We start from the raw sequence: 22,682 nt of genomic DNA, 5'->3' as shown, positions 1-22,682 counted from the left end.
CACAAAAAAAGCCTCCGTTAGGAGGCTTTGGCTTAGGTATATCACCTACAACAACATAATGAGTTAGAAGGTACCGCGAATACCTACGTAGTATTGGCGACCTGTAAAGTTGGTTGTCGCAATGATTGACTCATCGTTATTAAAGTAACGATCGAAGCGCTCATTGGTTAAGTTTGTCACATTGAATGTCAATGAGTAATTGTCATTGATTTTATATGACGAGCTTAAATCAAGCTGTTGGTAGTCGTTTACATGACGAGGGCCTGCGAAGAAACCAAATGATGGCTCAAGTAAGTATTTCTCACGATAGTTGTAAGATAAACGAACTGATGCTGGACCTTTTTCATAGTAACCAACTAAGTTATATACATTCTTAGATAGACCTGTGTAGCTGAATGTTTGACCTTCAAAGCCATCACCAAAGTTAGTGTCACTGTCTGTATAAGTGTAGTTTGCTAACATGCCTAGACCATCAAATGGAGCAGGTAAGAAATCAAACGTTGTTTGGAAACTTAACTCAGCACCAGAGATAGTTGCAGAAGCCGCATTTCGTGGACGGTCTACAGATGCCCAATCAATTCCAGCGATTGTTTCTGGCGCACTTGAATTAAATACGAAACCATCGATCTCTTTTTGGAATAATGCACCACTTAGAAGACCTGTGTCGTTGAAGTACCACTCAAGTGATAAATCGAATGAATCAGATTCAAACGGTTCAAGGGCCGGGTTACCCGCAGAACCTGTTAGAGTTGTAGTACTAAATGTAAAACGCGGTGAAAGCTGTGAAAGCGTTGGGCGTGTTACAGTTTTACTTGCACCAAAGCGTAAGTACACTTCGTCAGTTAATTCAGCATTTAAGCTTAAACTAGGTAAGACATTTGTGTAATTACTGCTCGTTGAGCTTGTTTCACCAACAACATCGTAGTCACCGGCACTGCGGATGATGATTTCTACAGGTAGTGCACCCGTTGCTTCTACATCAGTTTTGACTGCACGTACACCAACATTACCTTTTACTGGAATGTCTGCAACGTCAAAGGCCATGTTTGCTTTGATGTAAGCCGCGGCAATGTCTTCTTCAACTTTGAATGAGCTGATGCTATCAAACTGTCTTTCAACACCATACTTGTTGTGGAAATCAGTTGGGTCACCAATAACAAAGCTACGTATTACATTTGCATCTGGCGCTTCACCTAAGAAATCGTCAACAGGGAAGTCAAGTAAGTTGATTGCAGATGTTGGTAGTACCGCAGGAACACCATTTGCACCTGTAAAGCTATTACCTACATATGCTTTGATCTCTTTTGCACGTTGTGTGTAACGTACACCAGCTTCAAGACTTGTGAAGTAGTCATTGTCTAAGAAGTATTTGGCATCAAAAGCGAATGATAAAGACGTATCTTTTACATCACGGGCATTTGAATTACCAAATGCAACACGGTAGTTATCAGGATCATTCAGATCAGTGCCTGTAACATATAGATCAGGAATACCATTATCTGGATTACGTGCGTCATATACTACGTCTGCAAAGGCTTGTAGTAGTACGCTCTTCAGATCACGTGTTTGCTCGCCTTTTGAATAGCCGATATCAAAATCAAGTACCCAATCTTCATTTGGTGCCCAGTTCACGTGTGTACCAAGTGCTAGAGTATCTGATTCAAGTTTAGTTAATTCTGATACACTTCGGAATTGTGTTTGTGGTGCAACGGCATAAACAAGATTATCGTTTTCAACAACTGCTTCAGTAACTAAGAATGGGAAAATACCACCTACACCACGACCGTTTGGATCATTAATATCGGCAGCTACCCATTGACTTGGATCTTGTGGGCCACGGAATTGGAAACGAGCAGGCAGTTGCAGTGCTGTCTCATCAACATCGAATGTTGCATATAAACCATCGAATGTGATGTTCAACTCATCGCTTGGCTGAAATTCAATAACTGCATTTAAACCTGTACGAGTTCTCTCATCACCATAGTATTGAGTTAGTGGCTCAATTGGGTATAGAGAGTTAGGGTAATCGATACTACCATCGTTAGTACCACCTGGAACTGTGGCAAGATCAGGACGAATTTCAACACCGTCTCCTGTACCTGGGCCAAAGTTTACATTACCCCAAGAGAAGTATTCATCTTCACGCGTTTGACGTTCTGAATAGGTAACACCTACAAGTACACCAAACTTTTCATCGTCAGATTTCCAGTTCACGATACCTGACAAGCGAGGATCTGTTGAATCTGCAAGTTCACTGTAAACACCTTCGGCTGACCAAGCACCCGAAAAGCCTACTTCATCAGCATCAAGCGGTTTACGCGTTTTAATATCTGCGTTACCACCAATACCGCCTTCAAGTTGGTCTGCTGAAACGGTTTTATACACGTCCAGTTGTCCAATTAACTCAGAAGGAAGTACATCAAGAGAGAATTGACGGCCAATACTACGGCCAGACGATAACGAACGACCGTTTAGTGTTACCTGTGTAAAGTCAACTGGTAAGCCACGGATTTGTACATATTGACCACCAAGGCGACCATCTGTACTACCATTCGTGCCACCATTTGGGCTACCACGAGGACGGTCTATCGAAATACCCGGAACACGTTGCAGCGACTGCGCGACGTTTTCATCGGGAAATTTACCCATATCCTCAGCAGCAATTGAATCAAGAATTTTGTCCGAACCGCGTTTTGTCGCGATGGCTTCTTTCAAGCTCAATCTTACGCCGCTGACTGCAATTACTTCGATATCATCATTTTTAGCATCCTGTGCTTGTGTATTCTCCTCCGCCGCTACTGTGCTTCCCATTAGAGAGAGCGCTACAGATAAGGCTATTTGGCTTCTGGTGAATTTCATCATATTGACCCCCATCGCTCTAAGCGTATTGTTATCGTGAATGTTCAAATGTCCATTCAGTGATATATAAAGACTAAAATTCCGTCAACGCGCTTTAGTGATTACGTTGTTTAGATTTCTTAGTTAAAATTTTGCCAAGATTAATGTTTTATAAATGAAACAAGTTGGTTGCAAACCTGTTAACAAGACGTTTTCTGAATATTCCTGAAAAACGCTTTTTCACCAGAAAAACAGCACGTACCAAAAGACAAATAAGTATTTAAAAGTGGGGAGGTGAGGTAAGTGCATAATTAGTTGTGCATCCGTCAATTCTCGTCGTTAAAGCCCATTTTCTTTGAGATTAACAATGACGTGTCTTTAAGTTTTCTAATTACCTCATCAAAATTAGCATTACGAGATTCATCACGATACATAAGTATCGATGTTAATAATACGGCCACTGCATTATGGTAGTAATCAAATATAGGCACACCGATATCGTATACGCCTGTCAAAACAGGGCTCGGCATAGCTTCGTGGCCTTGCTCTTTTACCCTTAACCAAATATTTCGCAGTGCCATCAAATCAAGTGAAACCTCGGGGTGATTCTCTTGATATGCTTTAAGCATGCGCTCGCGATTATCATAAGATGCAAAAGCAAGTAACACATGACCAGCACAATTATCAGTGAGCGGGCCTCGCCCTCCGACTGGTAAGGTTAAGCAGTTACTGTTGGTGTCATAATCTTGGTGCGAAAGTATTAAACCGCCGCCATCGGAGTACACGACTAAATGACAAGATTGTTGAATTTCGCTACAAAGCGTTTGAATGATCGGAAATGCAACGTTGTTTAAATGGTGGACTGGGGCGTACCGGTGGGTTAGTCGATATAGTTTTAGGGACAGTCTGTAAACACGTTCTTGCTGAAAAAACTCAAGATAATGTAAATCATTTAGTACTGCGACCATACGAAATATTTCAGCTTTAGATTTCCCTAATGAATCAGAAATTTGCGTAAGGTTAAGGCCTTCAGGAGTTTTTGCCAGTAATTCTATAATGGCCATGCCTTTCTCAAGAGCAGGTGCTTTATACTTGGTATCTTTCTCAGTCATTGGGTACGTCTAATCACTTATAAAAAGAGGTTGGTGGTCATACATAAGTGTAGACTTTTTGTTAACTTATGCACTTTTATATCGCTGAAAAAAGCGGTAAAAGTATGTGTATATCTCATCTATTTCGTTTTGGTCAATAAACCAATTCTTATTTTTATATAAAAATTATAGCGTTAAGCTGCCTATAAATTATTCATCAAACGTTTTTTAAACAACGTTTAGTCTCCATTGAACCAAAACATAGCTAGGCAATAGTTAACAGTCTGCTTTGTAAATTTCATGTTTTAAATGTGAATGTTTTGTATTTGAAACCCTGCTTGCGTTTAGTTTCATTAAAAAAATCTCATTCATGTCAAAGTCACAAGTGATTGACCTAGTAAGTCGTCCGTTACTAACGTAAGTAACAGTGCATCAGTTGCTAGGAATAAAATTGTGAAAGTAGGTATTTGTGGTTTAGGTGATCGTTTGAGTTATGTCGCCAAAGTTATGCATGAGCTAATCCCAAACTTTAATTTGGTCGCTTTTGCTGATCCGGAATCTGTAAAAGTTGAGTACATGGAGTCCCATGGTATTTCAATGCGATCTTATGATGATCTTGCGGATATGTTAGCTAATGAGCAGCTAGATATGTTGATGATTGGATCACCCAATCATATGCATTTAGAGCACCTTAGATTAGGAATTGAAGCAGGTTTACTGATTTTTGCAGAAAAGCCAATTGTCATGTCAGAGCAGCAAACCTATGACGTACTTGAACTTATCGCTAAGCATAATGCGTTCGATAAAATTCTGGTAGGCATGGTTTTACGCTATGCTCCTTTATACAAAGATTTAATTGCAGCTGTTTCTTCAAAGCTATTGGGTGACATTACAAGTATTGAAGCTTCTGAGCATATTCCACCAGAACACGGTGCATTTTTTATGCGTGATTGGCGTAGACACCATGGTTTGTCTGGGGGCTTCTTACTTGAGAAATGTTGTCATGATCTTGATCTTTACCAAGGTCTTGTGAAGAGCCGTCCAAAAAAACTTGTTAGTTTTGGTGGTCGTAAAACATTTACGCCAGAAAACAAACACCTTGGTAAACACCCTGTTTATCATCAACGTAAGTCACGTTGGAATGGTATTGATGAAGTGTTTGATAACGACTCGGAGTTGGTGGATCACCAAACAGCGCTTATTGAGTATGAAAACGGCATAAATTTAAGTTTTCATACAAATTTGAACGTACCGAATGATTATCGTCACTTCAGTGTGTTTGGCACGATTGGTATGGCTGAAGGGGATTTTGTACGAAATTACTTTAAAGTACATGACTGTATTACCTCAGGCGCTCTTATCGATAAGTCATACATACATGATGATTCAGTTTCTATGCACTACGGTGCTGAAGAGGAAATGGCTGCCGATTGGATTGCTTACTTTGAAAATGGAACACCGTTACCAGTTTCAATTGTTGATGCTTTACAGGCTGGCTTAACGGCTATCAAGCTAGATGAAGCTCGCCAAACCGGCACAATTATAGACATGACTGAAACATGGAAAAAATTTGATAGCTACCTAAATAAAAATTAAAAGCATTGGGAGATTCACATGGTCTTAATTGATTGGTTAATAGTTGCGTTTTATGTAGTAGCAGCCGTTGTTATAGGGATGCTCTTTACAAAAAAGGCCAGTGAAAGTACGGCTGATTTTTTTGTTGCAGGTCGATCATTACCTTGGTACATAGCTGGCACATCCATGGTGGCAACGACGTTTTCCTCAGACACCCCCTTGTTTGTGGCAGGGGCCGTGCGTGAGCAGGGCATCTACGCAAACTGGATCTGGTGGGTTAGCGTAATCGGGGTAATTATCTCTGTATTTTTCTTTGCTAATTTGTGGCGTCGCTCTAAAGCACTGACAGAGATTGAATTAATCTCACAGCGTTATGATAAGAGCTTAGCCACAGATTTTTTGCGTATATTCAAAGCGATATTTGATGGTGTATTTGTAAACTGCATCATTATTGCTTCGGTTACGTTAGCAATGTCAAAAATTATAGTGGTAATTTTAGGGCTCTCACCAGAGCCCTTATTTGCAATTCCTTTATTTGGCGACATTACTGCGACGACATTAATTCTTATTGTATTAGCGGTTGCTGCTGTTGTTTATACCGCTATGTCGGGTTTATATGGTGTTGTGTACACCGACCTAATTCAATTTGCGCTCGCTATCATTGGTTCGATGGTTTTAGCTGTTATCGTTTATGTTGATTTGCAAGATCATGGAGGTATCGTAGCTGCAGTTGAAGCGTCACCTGGCTTTAATAGTGATACGTTAAAAATGATCCCTGATTTTGAGTGGGATCTAAAAACAGCCACTTTCTTAATTTTGGTTTGCATAGGCTGGTTAAACTATGCCCCAGGGTTTGGCTTTTTCCTTCAGCGAACATTAGCTGCGCGAAGCGAAAAAGATGCCATGCTGAGCTTGTACTGGTTTGCGTTTTGTCACTTAGTATTGAGAAGTTGGCCGTGGATCATTGTAGGTGTGGCGTCATTAGTGTATTTCCCAGCGATCGCCGATGCCGAACAATCTTATCCTATGATGATTGATGAGTTTTTACCTGTAGGTTTAAAAGGCATTATGGTGGCGTCGTTACTTGCTGCCTTCATGAGTACTTTAGATACGCAGCTAAACTGGGGGTCGTCATACTTGGTCAACGATGTTTACGAGCCTTATTTAGTGAAAGGACGTGAAAAAGCGCATTATATAAAAGTTGCACGCATCAGCATGCTAGCACTCACTCTGTTTGCTCTAATAGTCACGACTCAGCTGGAGAGTATTTTGGGAGCCTATGAGTATATTACCGTTATCATTATTCCGATTTCAGTTGTATTAATAGCTCGTTGGTATTGGTGGCGCATTAACGTTTGGTCAGAAATAAGTGCACTTTTATCTGCAGTAATTGTAGGTAATGCAATGATGTATATTTTACCAGATGAAGGCGATGCTAAATGGTTTGCTGTTCGTATGCTGATAACCACATGCGCAACTTTGGTTATTAGCTTAATTGTGACATTGCTTACAACGAGCAAAACACCCAGCCCGAAAACAATTGAATTTTATAGCCGCCTTAAGATTCACGGTAGAGGATGGAAAAAAGTTAGAGACATCACAGGTATAGAGCCAATAGCAGCTGGAATTAAAGATAATGCTATTGCCTGTGTCGCGAGTATTATCTTTATTTATTCCCTACTGCTTGGCATAGGTAACGCCCTGTTTGAAGATTGGTCTACCTTTGGTTATTACTTAATATTCATAATTGCATCTGGTTGGGTGGTAAAAATTAAGATGCCTCAAGTAATAGCCTCATTAAGGCAAGAAGTATAACAAAAGAGTTTTTTAGTTGTGTCGCAAGCCATGCAGTGCTCTTGTAAAGAGCATTTGCATGGCTTTTTTTTGTTTAAAAAATAGATTTTAAACACTTCAGCATACTGTTTATTTATAGCCATTTTATATCTGAAACGTAATTATTTTTAATGTCTTACAGATAAAACATAGAGAGAATAGTGAGGTGTAACTTTGTAATTTATTTGTTAATTAAAAGCGGTTGTGTAGACTCATATTATAGCCTTTAATCATCAGTGGTTTAGAAATAATGAATAATAAACTCCTCAAAATCGTTCCAAGCATTGCTCTAGCTTTTGCTTCATTGAGCGCTTGCTCATCAGAGTTACCTAAAGAGGTAAGGTGGATGCAAGATGCCAAGTGGGGCATTAGCCATCATTATCTGGCAGGTGGGACGTTAGATAACGCTTGGTATCAAATTACCGATTATGATGAATGGAATAACTATGTAAATGGATTTGATGTTGACGCTTATGCACAAAAGGCAGAAAAATTAGGTTACAGGTATGTGATTTTTACCTTGACCCAGAATCGCGGTTATTTGTCTACAACCAGTGAGATATACGATTTACATTCACCTGCTTGTCCAAAGGTTGAGGTTGCTCCAGGTTGTAAAACTCAACTTAACTCGAATCAAGCTGATTACACCCCATCACGCGACCTTGTTTTGGATTTGGCGCTTGCACTTAAAGCAAAAGGCATCAAGCTAATTGCATATCTACCTTCTCATTTAGGAGATAGATGGACGGGCACAAAAGTGAAAGCGCCTTATCCAGATTGGTTTTTAAAAGGGTTTATTAGTGAGCGAGCAAAAAAATGGGGCGATAATATTGCTGGTTGGTGGTTTGATGGTTGGTACCAAGCTGATGAGTCAGAGCAAGAATTAGCTGCAAACAATGCTTACCCAGTTGCTGATAAGTTAGCTGAGTCAGTGCGAAGTGGTAATCCTAATGCAGTTATCACTATTAGTGATGGATTTGACTATAGCTTCATTCCAAATGACCCACAAAGTAACTACACCCAAGGTGAGCATAATGAGCTTCCGCCCATTCCTGAATCAGGCGAAGTGACAACAGCACTTGGCACCAAAGTGCAGTGGCACGGCTTTACATATACATCACTGGAAGACCCACTTTTTGGTGGTTGGGGTCAAGTAAAACGAAGCCTAAAATACAGCAATGAAGAAGTCGCCGAGCGGGTGAAAGCTATTTCGCAAGTCGGGGGGGTTACTACTTTAGATGTTGCGATTAATCCAAATGGCACTTGGTTAGTCGACCGCTTGGTGCAGATCCAAACAGTCGGTAATACAGTGGGTACAACGCAAGATACAACTTACTCAGGCCTTGAATTAGTCAACGATGATGATCCACGTATCCAATACAGTGATAATGGGAGATGGCAATCTGTAAGCCAAACGAATACTGGAGAGTATAAGCAAGATATGCACATAACCGAAGTAAATGGAGCTTATTTTAGTTACCAGTTTACTGGCTCGAGTATTGTCTTTGCTACTTCAAAAGCAGCAAACCAGGGTGACGTAGAAGTGATCTTGGATGGTCAATCACAAGGGACGTATTCAATTTTTGACGGTAACAATTATCGACAAGTACAAAGCATTGTTTTTGAAAAGCATGACTTGGCAGCGGGGCCACATACTTTAACCGTTAAGAAAGTTTCGGGTGATGTTATGCCCGTTGATGTTGTGTTATCGAAAAAACCTGAAGAATATAAAGCCAAATCGCAATAGCGATACCTAAATCAAGGGTGGAGTGATGTCCCCCTTTTTATTCTAGAGCAAGCTTAGAGTCGTCCAAATTGTGCGTTTTTAAGCTTGCTTTTTCTTGTCTATATTGAGTTTACCTCTAAAAATCTGCTGCACCTTACATTTCCTTTTACCGTTTGCTAAAAATAATGCTATATTTGTGGTTCTTACAAAAAGTAATAAAATAATACAAATAAAAATCAATGATCAGGTTTCAATATGACATTACACACTAATAGCCCGCTAGTAGAGCAACGTGCCGACCCGTTTGTGCATAAGCACAGCGACGGCTTTTATTATTTTACCGGTTCTGTACCCACCTATGATCGCATTGAACTTCGTAAGTCTGCGACTTTAGAGGGCTTAAAAGACGCTGAGACCTTTGATATTTGGTTTAAACACGACAGCGGCCCAATGAGCCGACATATTTGGGCACCTGAAATTCATTACCTCGATGGTAAGTGGTATATCTATTTTGCAGCCAGCGAAGAACAAGATATCTGGGCACTACGCCCGTATGTACTTGAGTGTAAGGGTCAAGACCCATTAAATGACGAATGGGTTGAGCTTGGCATGATGCAAGCAGCTGACGGCGATGAAAAGTCGTTCACTGATTTTTCTTTAGATGCCACCATTTTTGAAAATAACGGTAAGCGTTACTTTTGCTGGGCAGAGAAAACCGGAGGCCAATTTGCGGCATCAAATCTTTATTTAGCTGAAATGGAATCGCCAATTAAGCTAAAAACCGCACAGTTTATGCTAACAACCCCTGATTATGATTGGGAACGTGTCGACTTTTGGGTAAACGAAGGCCCAGCAGTGCTTAAAAATAACGGGAAAATCTTCATTGCTTTTTCTGCAAGCGCAACTGGTGCATGTTACTGCATGGGCTATATGGAAGCTGACGAAAACAGTGACTTGCTTGATCGTAATTCTTGGACTAAAACACGTATGCCAGTGCTGGAGACCAACGTTGAAAAGAAAATTTTCGGCCCTGGTCATAACTGTTTTACTGTTGCTGAAGATGGACAAACACCACTGTGTGTTTACCATGCACGTGACTATGAGCACGCAGTAGGTGAGCCAAGTGTGGTGCCAAAAACAGATACGCGTCCACTTGAAGAGATTGTAAAAGATCCGCTTTACGATCCAAACCGCCACGCTCGTGTTATGGAAGTTAAGTTCGACGAAAACGGCCGCCCGTTATTTGAATTGTATTAATTTACTGTAATGCAGATTAAAAGTATTAAGCCACCTATATAGGTGGCTTTTTAGCTTTAAAGCTTGGTTAAGCGGTGATGGCAGGGTACCAGTTTGCCAGCGTCACCCCAAATAAGCCGATTAAAAATACAACAGATATTAACGCCATCAAAGATGCAGTAGCGAGAGTGATAGATTTATGGGGAGTTTGCTCTGCATAGCGGACAAGCTCAGCGATTAAAAGAGGAACTAAATAAGAGCAAAGGCTTACGGCAATCACTGCTGGCCCTGTGAAGGTCGCGGTATCAACGCCTAAGGTGCCAAATACTAAAAACCATGCAAATATCATTAATCTAAAAAACAACACACCATTAGCTGCAAGGTATAAGCGTATCGCCCAAGTTTTATGCGCGTTGAAGTCACGAGCCCGCGCAGTTTTAACCGCGAATATACTTGATACAATAACCACAAAGCCGCCAAACATCGTCAGTGCATGCATCAAGGTATTACCAACGGTGCCCCTTACTATCATTAAGTACATGCCCGCAAATGAAATACAGCAAGCTAAAACAACAAAGACACGGCCATTATAACGATGAAATGTTCTGTATTTTGCTCGCAATTTTTCAATGAGCTGTAAGCTTCCACCAAGGATCATCACGACTGCAAATAATACATGTACTGCATACATAAAATTCCCGGTAGCATCATTGGCAACATAGGCGGTGTTATTTAGTCGGTTCCAACCTGATAGGCCTGTTGTTAATCCTGTCATTCCATAACCAAGAATGAGGTAAACCACAAAGCAAATTTGTGCCATTAGCAGGCTAATAAACCAAAGTTTTTTACTGTATTCGAGCGCCTTCAAAGGCGTGACTTTGCTATTTCTGTTAGACATAACCAATTCCATTACATTTTTCTAATACCGCAAATATAAAGGGCTAGAGCAAGATTTCTTCTCAAATTCGAAATTTGAGCAATGAAAAACTGTATTTATTTATGACTACTAAAACAGGGATTGACACATTCACTAACAAACTCTTTTTGCTATGTTGATTTTGAGACAGTAAACTTGTCTGATTGGTAAATAATTCATCAAACACCCAATTTAAGGTATGCCGAGTTATGCAAAATACTTCCCCTTATTACGTGCTCGTTTTTGTCTGTATGGGGCTAATGCTGCTAAATGGCATGAAAAAGGATAAGCAGCTCATTCATTATCTGTTTGCTGTATTTTGTGGCTCGCTTTGCATGGTTGGTGTGCAAAAAATCAGTGCACCAAGTATAGGTGTTTACAGCTATTTAATTGGCTTATTTACCTGTGCCACCTGTAATATGTCTTGGCTGATTTCACGTACTTTATTTCGTGAGCACAAACCTATTTCTACCGTACATATTGTAGTGGCAGGCGCGATTGCGGGGTTAATTATGTTCAACCAAACTTGGCATTATTTAGTAAGTATTGATGTGCAGGTTTTCCCTGATAGCCAATTTATGTGGCGGTTAAAGCAAGGTATGGCCGAAATAACAGTGCTGCTATCTTCCAGTATTCTGGTGCTGTCTTTTTGGGAAGCATTACGAGGTTACAAAGGTAAAACCGACACACAAAAGTTGCAGGCAAAAATTTTTGCTAGTTGCTACTTTTTAGCGGTATTTAATGCCAGCATTTTGCCTAAGTTTTTATTTAGTGAAAGCGAATTTCAACGCTTTGAGCCGCTTATAATTACCTCATCTGCGTTATTGATTGTACTTGCTATGCAGTTAGTGATGTTTTTGCAAAAACGTGCTCATAGTAGCGTGCCTGAATCAGTTGATACTGAAGTAGTGAACTCTGAAGATGTAAGCACAGCTCACAAACAAACTGAGTTGTCTGAAAATAAAGAGGTAGAGCCTGAGATTATCACGGGTATAGAAGCACTGATCAACAAGCAGCTTTACTTACAAAGTAATTTAAAAATCTCTGATTTTGCACAAGTATTAGCAGTACCTGAGTACAAGATTAGCCGCGCTATTCGCCATCATTTTAAAGCCACTAATTTTAATTTATTTATAAATCAGTACCGAGTTCAATACGCACAAACGCTATTACTAAAAGATGAAGCAAGTCATTGGAGTATTCTTAGTATTGCATTGGAAAGTGGTTTTTCTTCGCTTGCTACCTTTAACCGTGTTTTTAAAAGCATTGTTGGGGTAAACCCTAATGAGTTTCGTAAGCAGAACAACTCATTAGTTGAACAACAAATCGTGGAGCTTACTGATTAGCGTTCACAGTGGTTTTTGAGTTAAATGCTCTGCAATGACCTCAAACATAGTTTGTACTTCTATAGGCTTGGCTATATAACCTTGCATCCCTGACTCTTTGGCTTTGGTGAGGTCGGCTTCCATGGTGTTGGCGGTCATGGCAATAATAGGGATATGGGCAAACTTTGGCTGCTCTTTAATTTTATTCGCTGCGGTATAACCATCCATTCTTGGCATTTGGCAGTCCATCAAAATACAATCGAATGTGTCTTTTTCGACAGCTTCAATGGCCGCAATACCATCTTCGGCAATATCAACAATAAAGCCATTTGAGCGCAGTATTTGTGATGCAATTTGTTGGTTAAGCGGATTGTCTTCAACTAATAAAATTCTTGAACCAGCGAGTTTTTTAAAACAGCTGGTATCAATTTTGTTTGTTTTCTTTTTCTCGATACCTAAGACGTGATCCAGTGATTTACATAAGTTAGCTTTGATAATTGGTTTTAATAAAATTTCATCAATATTTTTATCAAGCTTAGTTAAGCTACTTTTTACTTTTTGATTTTCAAATGAGGCAAGAATAATTATTTTCTTAATATTGATAGTAAGTTGTTTTTTTAGGTTATTGAGAAGGGAGCTGTGTTCATCATTAAAAATATGCCAATCAAGGAAAATAAAGTCATAGTCTTGGCAGGGATCTATGTTTAATAGTTTGTCATCATGATAAGAAATACTATCAACTTTTATGCCCAACTTTTCGAGTAATTTAAAAAGGTGCCTTTCTTTTACATGGTCTTGTTCAATTATTAGCGCACTTTTGTTTTTGTAATCGTTTGTATTATAGTTACTTTTTACAGCCGACTTACCAAAAGATGCGGTGAAGCTAAAGCAGCTGCCAGCATTTAGCTGGCTATCAACGTGAATATTGCCACCCATTAATTCAACTATTTTTTTACTGATCACTAAGCCAAGGCCTGTACCTCCAAATTTTCTTGTTGTTGAAATATCAGCTTGAGAAAATGGCTTAAATATCGTCTTGACCTGCTCCTCAGTCATACCAATCCCTTGATCAGTGACTTTAAATTCAATTTGAATATTCTCATCAGTTTGCGATACACATAAGAGTGTTAACTTAACATTTTTATTATTTGAAAATTTAATTGCATTACTAAGTAGGTTTAACAGTACCTGATTTAACCTTAACGTATCGCCAATGAGGTATTCGGGAATATTATCATCAATATCAAATATGACCTCAATGTTATGTTTTTCAATCAAGCTACTGGCTAAGTTAGCCAAAGTGGATAAAAGGTCATTAATATTGAAATCATTACTTTCTAATTCTAATTTATTCGCTTCGACTTTTGAAAAGTCTAAAATATCGTTAATGATCCCTAGTAAAGACTTAGCTGATAATTGAATTTTCTCAATGTAATCATATTGTTTGTCAGTTAACTCAGTATCTAAGGCAAGGTAAGCCATGCCTAATATAGCATTCATCGGAGTGCGAATTTCGTGGCTCATATTAGCTAGAAACATTGATTTTGCATTATTTGCAGTATCAGCAGCTATTTTGGCTTTGTTTAAGTCATCAGTGCGCTGGGCAACCTCTTGCTCTAGTGTTTCGGCTGCTTTTTTTAGAGTCATATTCGCTTCATATAACTCCATTGACTTCTGCTCAAGAAGCGCTTCAGCCTCTATTCTAGCTCGGCGCTCTCGCTCTAATCGACGTTTAAAAAGGTTCTCATCCACGCTAGATTACTTTTGTTAGGGTAAAAATGGCCGATTGATAATCAGGTTCAATCTCACTTTTAACGGTCAATGTTTCATTAAAATGTTCGCATGCTCCTTCGATTAACCCCTCAGCTAAATAAGCAAAAGGGTTATATGAGCGATAGAACATTTGCATTTGTGTATCACTAATACGTTGTGTCCAAAAGCTTGGCAGCTCTGCATCACTGTATAGCTTCTTGACTTCGATATGAACGTGACGGTCAATAGTATCAAGGAAGTCAAAGGTGTTACTGACGTTTTTGAAAAAATGTGGGAATAATACAAAGAAGCGACCTAACAGGTACTTACCACAGGCATGTACAAGCTCATCAACAGGCTTATCAATATGTTTACTTAGTGAAGTGACTAGCATGATCAATTCTTTATTATCATAGTTGCCCACACTCGTATAAGCACCATCAGTGAACAGTGAGTTTTCTGTGATTATTTTATCCACTAGTTCATATGAGAACTCATGTTCAACCATATCTATAAATTCAGTAAAAATAATACCTTTCATGCGTAAATCTAACGATTCCTCATAATAAGAGTTTAGATGTAAAAATTAGATTTACAATTTCACACGAGTAAGGGGCATCGTGCTCTATCCTTTATTGACAGATTATTAGCTGACTAACAAGCAAACAGGCAAAAGGGGATTATACTGGTAGTACTTAAGTTGTTCTTTTGTGGTTGGTGTACTGCTTTATGGTTATAGGAACGAGACTGAAAAAACGTTTACTTCTTGCTTTTACCTTTGCTTGCTTTGCTATTTTAGGTGCGCAGACCATTATTAGGCATTTTTGGATTTTGCCCTCTTTCGAGGCAATGGCTAAGCAAAACGACAAAATTGATATTCAACGAGTTCAATCACAACTACAACAAGAAATAGATGCTTTATCGAAAATGGTGTTCGACAGCTCGGCTTGGGACGTCATGTATAATGCAGCCAAAGAGCGCAATGCAGACTGGTTCAACAATGATTATATTATTGCAGATGCGCTTCAACGATTAGACGTTAATGGTTGGTATTTGTACGATACTGAAGCTGTAATTATTGCAGGAGGAAGCTTTGACAATGAGTACCAAGCCTATTCTCCAGTCATTCTTGAGACACCAAAACTACTCATAGATAATGATTTGATTGTTTTACCGAGTGATTTGAATAGTCAATCAGAGCCTTTAATTTCTAAAGTTCACTTTATACAAATTGATAACAAGCCAGCATTAACAGTGTCTTATAATGTTACTAAGTCAGATGGATTGGGCGAACCGACCGGCTCTTTAATGTTGTGGAGTTTTATTGATGAAGCATTTATTGAGACTTTAACGCCCGGGCTTGCCGAGGATATTGGCTATTACGAAGGTGAGGAAGCACAACGTTACTCTGATTACTTAACCACAGTTTTTGGCAAAAAAAATACAGATTTTCAGCCGATCACTTACAATGATCAACTCTATATTGGTGTTGAAGATAAATATTCTAACCTTCTGTTTGTATTATCAATTCCTACCAGAGAACATACCTATGATAAAAATTTATTTGATAGTTCTTTGCTAACCGGGTTAATGATATCTGGTTCTGTGTTTATATTGTTTTATCTTTACATTAATCAGCAAGTTTTACGCCCCCTTAGTAAAGTGAAAGTGTCGGTATATTCGGCAATCAGTAACAACGATTTTAGTATCCGTGCTAATTACCATGGTGACAATGAATTACACCAGTTAGGACAAGGTATTAATGAACTGTTCTCATTAATTGAAACACAGCGCGCTGAACTGTTTGCACGCCATGCAAAACTTGAGCAAATCAGTAATACAGATGCAATGACTTTACTGGCAAATCGTCGAGCATTGGATAAGCATTTAGAAGATCTTGCTAATGATCCGCAATGTGAAGAGACCGCAGTATCATTTATCGTAGCTGATGTTGATCACTTCAAACTCTATAACGACTATTATGGCCATGAACAGGGTGATAGAGCGTTGTGTAAAGTGGCCAAAGTTTTAATGACTATAGCAGCGCCCGAGGATTATTTTGTAGCTCGATATGGCGGCGAAGAATTTGTAATGGTGCTTAGTAACACCGATGCAAAGAGAGCGCTTGGTGTTGCAGAGACACTTCGTAAAGCGGTAGAGTCAGCAGCTATTGTGCATGAAGGACGAAGTGACGTTAAGTTTGTTACTTTATCGATAGGTGTTGCCAGTAAGGCTGCTAATGAGGCGTTTGATTCAGATAGCTTGTTTAAAATAGCGGATGACGCGCTTTATAAAGCGAAAAAGCAAAGCCGCAACTGCTGTGTTGCAGGGTGAAGCTCAGCTATTGCTTTATAGCTGAGCTTCACGCTTTAAATTGCAACTAAGCTTTGCTCAAGCATGGCTTTAATTTGCTTAACAATTTTAGCTTCTGTTTCTGGTTCAAATTGTTGAATACGTGGGGTGTGAATATGCCCTGTAGGGATGTCTGAATTAAGCTCATCACGTAGGCGAATACTACGATACGAGATTTCATTTGATAAGTAGCCGCCGCCACCGCCTTTTACTGCAATCGCACCTTCTAACTCTTTAAGTGATTTTGGCTCAAATGCTTTTTCAAGCGTGACGACTTTATGATTGTCGTTGATTGGGAATGGCCCTTTGGCTTGTTGCATTTGCTTAACTGGTAAGCTGAAAGTTACAAATTCATTGCCCGGAAGAGGGCGGTCGTTAAGGCTCGAAATTTTCGGTGCAGTTGCTGTGCCGCCATACACAATGTTGGCGTTATCGGGCGCCGTTACACTGCGGCGTTTACCCGGAAAGCGTTCAAGGTCAAAGTCTTTACCGCCCATACTAATAGTGGCAATCATATCGACATTGTTAAGCGCGTAATATGGCGCAAGTAATGATTCGATAATACCTTGGTCAAAGTCTTCGTAGCGTACTGGCACCATCACCGTATTGATCTCAGCGCTAATGCCATTGTAATTAATCACTTGGCCATCAAGTAATAATGCCGCAACACCGGATGGGTTACTTTGATTAATATTTCTATCTAAAAGGAACGGATCAAAACCTGTAATTAAAATGCGTTTGTCGGTTTTTTTACTGTAATCAAGGTCGGTGCGGCCACGACTGCCATTTTCAAGCATTGTTAATAACGCGGTTTGTTCACTATCGGTCATTGCAAACTGGGGTTTGCTGGTACGAATAATTTTGCTTGAAAGTAAACGCGCCCAATACAGCTCTCGGTCGTCGAAGCTGTTGGTTTTAATGATACGCGCTTTGGCATCGCGCCATAATTGTTTAGCGTAATCATCAATAAGGTCACTTGCTTGCTGATAACTAGCGGCAGCTTGCCACTGTTTTTCAAATTGATTTACTTGATCAGAAAAAGCACTCAACACCTTTGGCATGGCTTTGCTGGCTTTTTCAATACGCAGTTCTTCAACGGTTAAATTGGCTGCAAATGCAGTAAATGACGAGGCGATTAAACCGGTGGCAAGTAAAACTTTTTTCATGATTATCCTATTTAGTTACAGCACGTTTAGTAGGCTTGCGTTAACTATCCTATGGATAAAAGCCGAGCGCAAATAAAATCGCTCAGTATCAAGTCTGTCTAGCACAGAAAGTGAAATAGTTGAGTGGCACTTTTCTAGCTGTCTTCGTTATATAGGAATTAACGCAAAATGAGCTTTGTTTGTTTAGTTTGAGAGTCTTTCAGTAATCTGCGGTATTTTGCCGGGGTAATGTGCATTATGGCTTTGAATTCTTTAATTAAATGAGGCTGATCGGCAAAGCCACATTCTAGTGCGATAGCTGCAAAGCTCATTTCGGGGTTATCTTTAATCGCTTGTTTAGCAAGTTTTACCCGGTATATTCGCTCAAAATACTTAGGGGTGACACCGCATTGCTCCTTTACTTGCCTTTCAAGCTGGCGTTGACTGAGAGGGGCAAGTTGATAAGCGGTTTCAAGTGGTGTTAACTCAATAAGGTTACGAATTAAGTGTTTTGAGTGTTTGTTACTTTGGTTTATGTTTTTATTATTAGTAAAGTGGCGACTAATAAGCGCAACAAACGCTGCTAAGCTGGCGTTATCTTGCAGTCCTTCAGCTATGGCGCACAGTGAAGGCGTAGCAATCAGCGGATGGTCGTTTCTTTTTAGCTCTGGCAATACGGTTGGGTTAAAGCGAATACCACAAAATTGAGCACCTTTAGAAAAGCTGAGCTTAGAAGCATGAGTTGAGGTTTGTTGAAATGCATAGGGATGCGCAAGAGATTCATCATCCAATAAAACTTCACCTGTAACGGGAAAAATAACCCCAGTTGCACCATCACAAGCCAGCCATTGTTCACCTGCTAAGTGTGCTTTGGCATACCATATAGCCTGTATACTCTCGCCAAGATTGCCCTCTGGGGTTTTTAGTTCTAGCGTTAAATGGTTATTCATTAAACTCCACAGTAGGCTTAAATATCTTCACTACACGATTCCAACTATTAATCGCGTTAATAGCGATGGTGAGTGCAACCAAGCCTGGCTCTGTAAATTGATTTTCTAGGGTCTGGTAGAAAGTATCATCAATCGTTTGTGCTTGTGTCAATTTTTCACACAATTCTAAGGCTAGTCGCTCGTGCTGTGAGTAAATTGGCATGTCTTGCCAAGCACTTAAAGCAATAATACGGTTGTTAGTTACACCGTACTCTCTGGCTTGTTTGGTATGCATAGCAATGCAATACGCGCATTGATTTAGCTGGGATACTCTTAATTTCACTAGTTCCCAAGTCGTTAAGCCGAAAGTTGCCTCGGCTGCTTGTTTAATTAACTGTTCTTGATCAATTAGATGTTTTGTTAATTGAGGTTGTAAAGCAAAATAATTGGCTCGGTTCATGGTGATTCCTAAGCTGTTTGAAGAGCAATAAGTGTAACGATGGCAATAGGCGAAATATTGCAAAAAAACGACATTTATGGTGGCAAATTTACGCACTGGTTCGCACCTTATTCTTAATCCTGCTATGCTACGCCCATTAGCAATCACTGAGTATTTGAGATGATTAACGATAACGATGTAATTGAAACATTAGACGAATTAGAAACGTTTTTACGCCTAGTTGAAAATGGCGGTTTAGGGCTTGAGAATGTAACCGGTGTAGCCCTTGCAACCAACAATAGTGATGGCCGCCCATTTATCGCGGTACTTGATGATAAACATCAACTTTTACTAGGCCGTTACGTAAGCAATGATGTGTATGAAAACGGTAAAGATATGGTACGTTACGGTACTAAAAAACCGCACTAATTAGCAAAGGCTTAATACTAAAAACGGGGCTAGTAGGCCCCATTTTTATTGGTACTCGACAAGTTCTCTATGAATGCTCATTACCAATTCTCTAGGAATACATAATTGATTAGCCAGCGTTTCTAAGTAGTGTTTAGAGATTGCTTGGCTTAAATCAATTGCGCTGGCACTAGCTGCATAGACTTCAATACCCATTTGTGCGTTTGGCACAGCGGCAACTAATTCTGATAGTTGCATTGGTTTTCTTAGCTCATCGAACAGCATGGCCTTTTCTTGTACAGACAATTGCATTGTTTCTACTTGTGCGAAAATTTTTTGTCTTTCCGTTTCATCAATGTGGCCATCAGCATAGGCGGCTGCAATCATAGCGCGCATGAGTAATAATTGCCCATCACTGTGATTATCGTCGATTGCATCAGTAAATGACTGCTCAGGCAGCGTGGCGGGGGTAAAATCAAAACCACGTGAACTCGTTTGCTGAACTGGAGCCGCTTTTTGTTCTGAGTATTGTTTATAGGCTTTCCAAGCAAGGCCACCAACAGCAGCAAGCGCACCATATTTTACGGCTTTTTTACTGCTCTTTTTAGTTTTTCCGCCCATTAAGCTCGTTAGTCCGCCGCCAGCAACACCTCCTAAAAAACCACTCAGCGCACCTGATTTATTTAAATTACCCACTAATTTTTGTAAGTCTTTCATTGTTCTCTCCTTGCATGTGTTTTCTCAGGTTAGGTAATTCGCGCCGAAAAGAAAATGTGAGAAGTGTTACAAAAAACAACAATGAATGAACCTACTGCTGATTTAACTGGGTTTTTAGTCTTAAAACGGAGTTAAATACAAGCGTGTTAATTATGCTTTTCATTCTTTATTTTATGATAATCGTAAAATAAAGTTTGACAATCATAAATCCATTGCGTACTTTTTAGGCTATGAAAATACGAATCAACCTAGATATAGAATTGGCAAAGAACAAAATGCAGCTGAAGGAGCTATCTCAGCGCATTGGTATTTCTATGACCAATTTATCATTACTAAAAAACGGAAAAGTGAAAGCGATCCGCTTTAGTACCCTTGAAGCTATTTGTGAAGAGCTTAATTGCCAACCCGGCGATATTTTGGTGTACGAACGCGATAGCGAATAACTTTACAACGCAACAGGATTTTGGAGGGCATATGCTCAACCGTGACTATTTACTACCCGGCATAGCAGCAGGATTACTCGCTGTCATTTTTCCCATGTACTGGATTTCAGTATTTGGCGAAACACTTGATGGCTTAGGCGAAGCGCTTAAGCTCGATTTGCAAAGCTTAAACTTTTCAGACCTTGTGTTTGTACTCATTGGTGCACTTGAAATCTATGTGTACCTGAGTTTACGCAAGGCACTAAAAGATATGTTTGATGTTGAAGGCGTTCGCATCTTGTTATGCGTGTTAGCCGTGCTGGTATTGGCTTTTCATGCCACTGTGTTATGCGATGTTTATCTTGCCGTTGCTGGCGATAAAGTATCGAGCGATGTGGTTGAAAGTATTTCAATTATTGCCATGGTGGTCTCGGCTGGGAGTTTAGGCTTGTATGCGCTAGTGGGTTTGATCACCGCCGCGTTATTACTGACAAAACGCCATGGAATGTCGTCGTTGCTAACGGTGTTTTCTATTCTACTGTTACTGATGTGCATCTTACAGCTAACGGTTATTTTTGCTTATTTGAATGTGTTTTTATTCCCAGCAGCATTATTAATTTTAATGGTGTTCTTTATCAAAAAACCTGAACAAATCGAAGTAGTTTAAGGTCGCTTTGAGATACAAGGGATAGAGTATGGGCTGGTTTAAAACAATTTTGTTAACACTATTTTTGTCATCTGTTTGGGCTGCAATCTGTGTGTATGGTGGTGTTAGTGGTTGGTTTTTAAAACCCATCGCCGAAACGGGCAACACTGAGCAATTTATTGCCAACAGTCAGGCGCTGATTGCCAACAAACACGCAAACATAGCTCATGTTTTGATTGAAAATGGCCAAGTGGTTTTTCAAGATTACTCAAAAAGCAAAGATGAAATAACCGCCAATACTCTGTTCCCAGTGGCATCACTGAGTAAATTTATTACCGCCTATGGTGTGATGAGTTTGGCTGAGCAACAACAAATTCGTTTAGATCACGCGATTAATGAGCAACTGACGGGTTGGCAGTTACCTGAATCAGAGTTTGATAATCAAACAGTTAGCCTTGCTCATCTGTTATCTCATACTGCGGGGCTTGGTGATGGTTTAGGCTTTGCTGATATTGAGCTAAATGAAGCCGTACCAAGCTTGCTTGCGTCGCTAAACAAGCCGCTATCATCAACGGGTGTGCGTGAAATTAAAGTCACCAAGCCTGTGGGCGATTTTCAGTATTCTGGGGGCGGCTATTTGATGCTGGAGCTGCTGGTAGAAGAGAAAACCAATCAACGCTTTGCAACTTGGATGGCTGATAACGTCTTTAAGCCAGTTAATATGACTGATGCCAGTTACAATGTACTAACTGAGTTAGACAACATCGCACCTGCATATGATAAAAGCGGGCAAGCTGCTGGGCATTTTCAATACGCATCGGCAGCGGCAACAGGTTTATTAGCAAGTAGCCATGATTTAATCGCTTTAGTTAACGCATTAACATCACCTCAAAAAGGACAGTTAAGCTCACAAATGATTAGCACTATGCGAGCGCCTTTGGCAATTAGCTTAGGCGCACCAATTTGGGGGCTTGGTACCATGCTTTATGCACCAACAGCATCGGGAGATTTTGTCTTTGGTCATGATGGCGCAAATGAGCCGGCAATAAATAGCACGCTTCGCATTAACCCCGATAACAATGATGCAATCATCGTACTTAGCAGCGGCGGTGAACATATTGCATCAAAACTCGGTTATGAATGGACGCTTTGGCAAACCGGATACCCTGACTTTTTAGCGTTTGATATTGCCCTGCAAAGCGCTTTTGTACCTTGCTTAATAGGCCTTGGCGTCATCTTCATAGGTATGATTATTGTGCGTTTCAAAAAACGAAATAAGTAAATGATGTAAGGTCTTAATTATTTTCTACTTTACCTTTTAATTCGTTGCAT

19 protein-coding genes are annotated in these 22,682 nt (G+C 39.9%); 10 read left to right on the top strand and 9 right to left on the bottom strand.

Translation table 11 applies throughout. The features are described from left to right. Nucleotides 1-63: 63 nt before the first annotated feature. The gene (locus E5N72_RS14415) at nucleotides 64-2,862 is read right to left on the bottom strand and encodes a TonB-dependent receptor (RefSeq protein WP_168246743.1); all 2,799 of its coding nucleotides are present in this window, start codon (nucleotides 2,860-2,862) and stop codon (nucleotides 64-66) included. Between the two features lie 302 nt (nucleotides 2,863-3,164). Further along, nucleotides 3,165-3,950: a helix-turn-helix domain-containing protein gene (locus tag E5N72_RS14410; protein ID WP_135925771.1), complete on the bottom strand. Its 786-nt coding sequence runs from the start codon at nucleotides 3,948-3,950 to the stop codon at nucleotides 3,165-3,167. 432 nt (nucleotides 3,951-4,382) lie between these two features. On the opposite strand from E5N72_RS14410, the gene E5N72_RS14405 reads away from it, so the two are divergent. The 4 genes from E5N72_RS14405 (at nucleotide 4,383) to E5N72_RS14390 (ending at nucleotide 10,320) form a co-directional block, all read left to right on the top strand. Further along, nucleotides 4,383-5,525 carry a Gfo/Idh/MocA family oxidoreductase gene (locus tag E5N72_RS14405; protein ID WP_135925770.1) on the top strand — a complete coding sequence of 381 codons (1,143 nt, stop codon included), beginning with the start codon at nucleotides 4,383-4,385 and terminating at the stop codon, nucleotides 5,523-5,525. Nucleotides 5,526-5,543: 18 nt separating this feature from the next. Continuing rightward, on the top strand, nucleotides 5,544-7,319 hold the full coding sequence (locus E5N72_RS14400) for a sodium:solute symporter family protein (protein ID WP_135925769.1): 1,776 nt from the start codon (nucleotides 5,544-5,546) through the stop codon (nucleotides 7,317-7,319). A 268-nt stretch (nucleotides 7,320-7,587) separates the two neighbouring features. Further along, a complete protein-coding gene (locus tag E5N72_RS14395) occupies nucleotides 7,588-9,084 on the top strand; it encodes a hypothetical protein (RefSeq protein WP_135925768.1) in 1,497 nt (498 codons plus the stop codon). 234 nt (nucleotides 9,085-9,318) lie between these two features. Continuing rightward, the gene (locus E5N72_RS14390) at nucleotides 9,319-10,320 is read left to right on the top strand and encodes a family 43 glycosylhydrolase (RefSeq protein WP_135925767.1); all 1,002 of its coding nucleotides are present in this window, start codon (nucleotides 9,319-9,321) and stop codon (nucleotides 10,318-10,320) included. 67 nt (nucleotides 10,321-10,387) lie between these two features. Here E5N72_RS14390 and E5N72_RS14385 read toward each other — a convergent pair whose 3' ends face one another. Continuing rightward, nucleotides 10,388-11,197: a DUF2306 domain-containing protein gene (locus E5N72_RS14385; RefSeq protein ID WP_135925766.1), complete on the bottom strand. Its 810-nt coding sequence runs from the start codon at nucleotides 11,195-11,197 to the stop codon at nucleotides 10,388-10,390. Between the two features lie 227 nt (nucleotides 11,198-11,424). On the opposite strand from E5N72_RS14385, the gene E5N72_RS14380 reads away from it, so the two are divergent. Beyond that, nucleotides 11,425-12,561, top strand: coding sequence for a helix-turn-helix domain-containing protein (locus E5N72_RS14380; protein ID WP_240704528.1), 1,137 nt, complete (start codon nucleotides 11,425-11,427; stop codon nucleotides 12,559-12,561). A gap of 3 nt (nucleotides 12,562-12,564) precedes the next feature. Here the strand turns inward: E5N72_RS14380 and E5N72_RS14375 are convergent, their stop codons facing one another. Continuing rightward, nucleotides 12,565-14,292 (bottom strand): response regulator, encoded by a 1,728-nt coding sequence (locus E5N72_RS14375; RefSeq protein ID WP_135925765.1) that lies wholly within the window; start codon nucleotides 14,290-14,292, stop codon nucleotides 12,565-12,567. Nucleotide 14,293: 1 nt separating this feature from the next. Continuing rightward, nucleotides 14,294-14,833 (bottom strand): heme NO-binding domain-containing protein, encoded by a 540-nt coding sequence (locus tag E5N72_RS14370; RefSeq protein ID WP_135925764.1) that lies wholly within the window; start codon nucleotides 14,831-14,833, stop codon nucleotides 14,294-14,296. Nucleotides 14,834-15,021: 188 nt separating this feature from the next. Between E5N72_RS14370 and E5N72_RS14365 the strand changes: the two genes are divergently transcribed. Further along, entirely contained in the window at nucleotides 15,022-16,626 is a 1,605-nt protein-coding gene (locus E5N72_RS14365) for a diguanylate cyclase (protein ID WP_135925763.1), read from the top strand. 35 nt (nucleotides 16,627-16,661) lie between these two features. Here the strand turns inward: E5N72_RS14365 and E5N72_RS14360 are convergent, their stop codons facing one another. The 3 genes from E5N72_RS14360 to E5N72_RS14350 form a co-directional block, all read right to left on the bottom strand. Then, on the bottom strand, nucleotides 16,662-17,810 hold the full coding sequence (locus tag E5N72_RS14360) for a hypothetical protein (protein WP_135925762.1): 1,149 nt from the start codon (nucleotides 17,808-17,810) through the stop codon (nucleotides 16,662-16,664). 158 nt (nucleotides 17,811-17,968) lie between these two features. Further along, nucleotides 17,969-18,739, bottom strand: a complete 771-nt coding sequence (locus E5N72_RS14355) for an AraC family transcriptional regulator (RefSeq protein ID WP_135925761.1) — start codon at nucleotides 18,737-18,739, stop codon at nucleotides 17,969-17,971. Further along, nucleotides 18,732-19,178 carry a carboxymuconolactone decarboxylase family protein gene (locus E5N72_RS14350; RefSeq protein WP_135925760.1) on the bottom strand — a complete coding sequence of 149 codons (447 nt, stop codon included), beginning with the start codon at nucleotides 19,176-19,178 and terminating at the stop codon, nucleotides 18,732-18,734. Before E5N72_RS14350 ends, E5N72_RS14355 begins: the two co-directional genes overlap by 8 nt. Nucleotides 19,179-19,337: 159 nt before the next feature. On the opposite strand from E5N72_RS14350, the gene E5N72_RS14345 reads away from it, so the two are divergent. After that, nucleotides 19,338-19,586: a hypothetical protein gene (locus E5N72_RS14345; protein WP_135925759.1), complete on the top strand. Its 249-nt coding sequence runs from the start codon at nucleotides 19,338-19,340 to the stop codon at nucleotides 19,584-19,586. Between the two features lie 45 nt (nucleotides 19,587-19,631). On the opposite strand, the gene E5N72_RS14340 is transcribed toward E5N72_RS14345, so the two are convergent. Continuing rightward, nucleotides 19,632-20,282, bottom strand: coding sequence for a tellurite resistance TerB family protein (locus E5N72_RS14340; RefSeq protein WP_135925758.1), 651 nt, complete (start codon nucleotides 20,280-20,282; stop codon nucleotides 19,632-19,634). 230 nt (nucleotides 20,283-20,512) lie between these two features. Between E5N72_RS14340 and E5N72_RS14335 the strand changes: the two genes are divergently transcribed. Genes E5N72_RS14335 through E5N72_RS14325 form a run of 3 tightly spaced genes read left to right on the top strand, consistent with a single transcriptional unit; the run spans nucleotide 20,513 to nucleotide 22,632 of the window. Further along, nucleotides 20,513-20,725, top strand: a complete 213-nt coding sequence (locus E5N72_RS14335) for a helix-turn-helix transcriptional regulator (RefSeq protein WP_130050899.1) — start codon at nucleotides 20,513-20,515, stop codon at nucleotides 20,723-20,725. A gap of 31 nt (nucleotides 20,726-20,756) precedes the next feature. Beyond that, on the top strand, nucleotides 20,757-21,371 hold the full coding sequence (locus E5N72_RS14330) for a hypothetical protein (protein ID WP_135925757.1): 615 nt from the start codon (nucleotides 20,757-20,759) through the stop codon (nucleotides 21,369-21,371). Nucleotides 21,372-21,399: 28 nt separating this feature from the next. Continuing rightward, entirely contained in the window at nucleotides 21,400-22,632 is a 1,233-nt protein-coding gene (locus E5N72_RS14325) for a serine hydrolase domain-containing protein (RefSeq protein ID WP_135925756.1), read from the top strand. Nucleotides 22,633-22,682 lie beyond the last annotated feature (50 nt).

The sequence above is a fragment of the Pseudoalteromonas sp. MEBiC 03607 genome (genome assembly GCF_004792295.1).
GTDB lineage: Bacteria > Pseudomonadota > Gammaproteobacteria > Enterobacterales > Alteromonadaceae > Pseudoalteromonas > Pseudoalteromonas lipolytica_C.
This window is presented reverse-complemented; position numbering and strand designations above follow the sequence as displayed.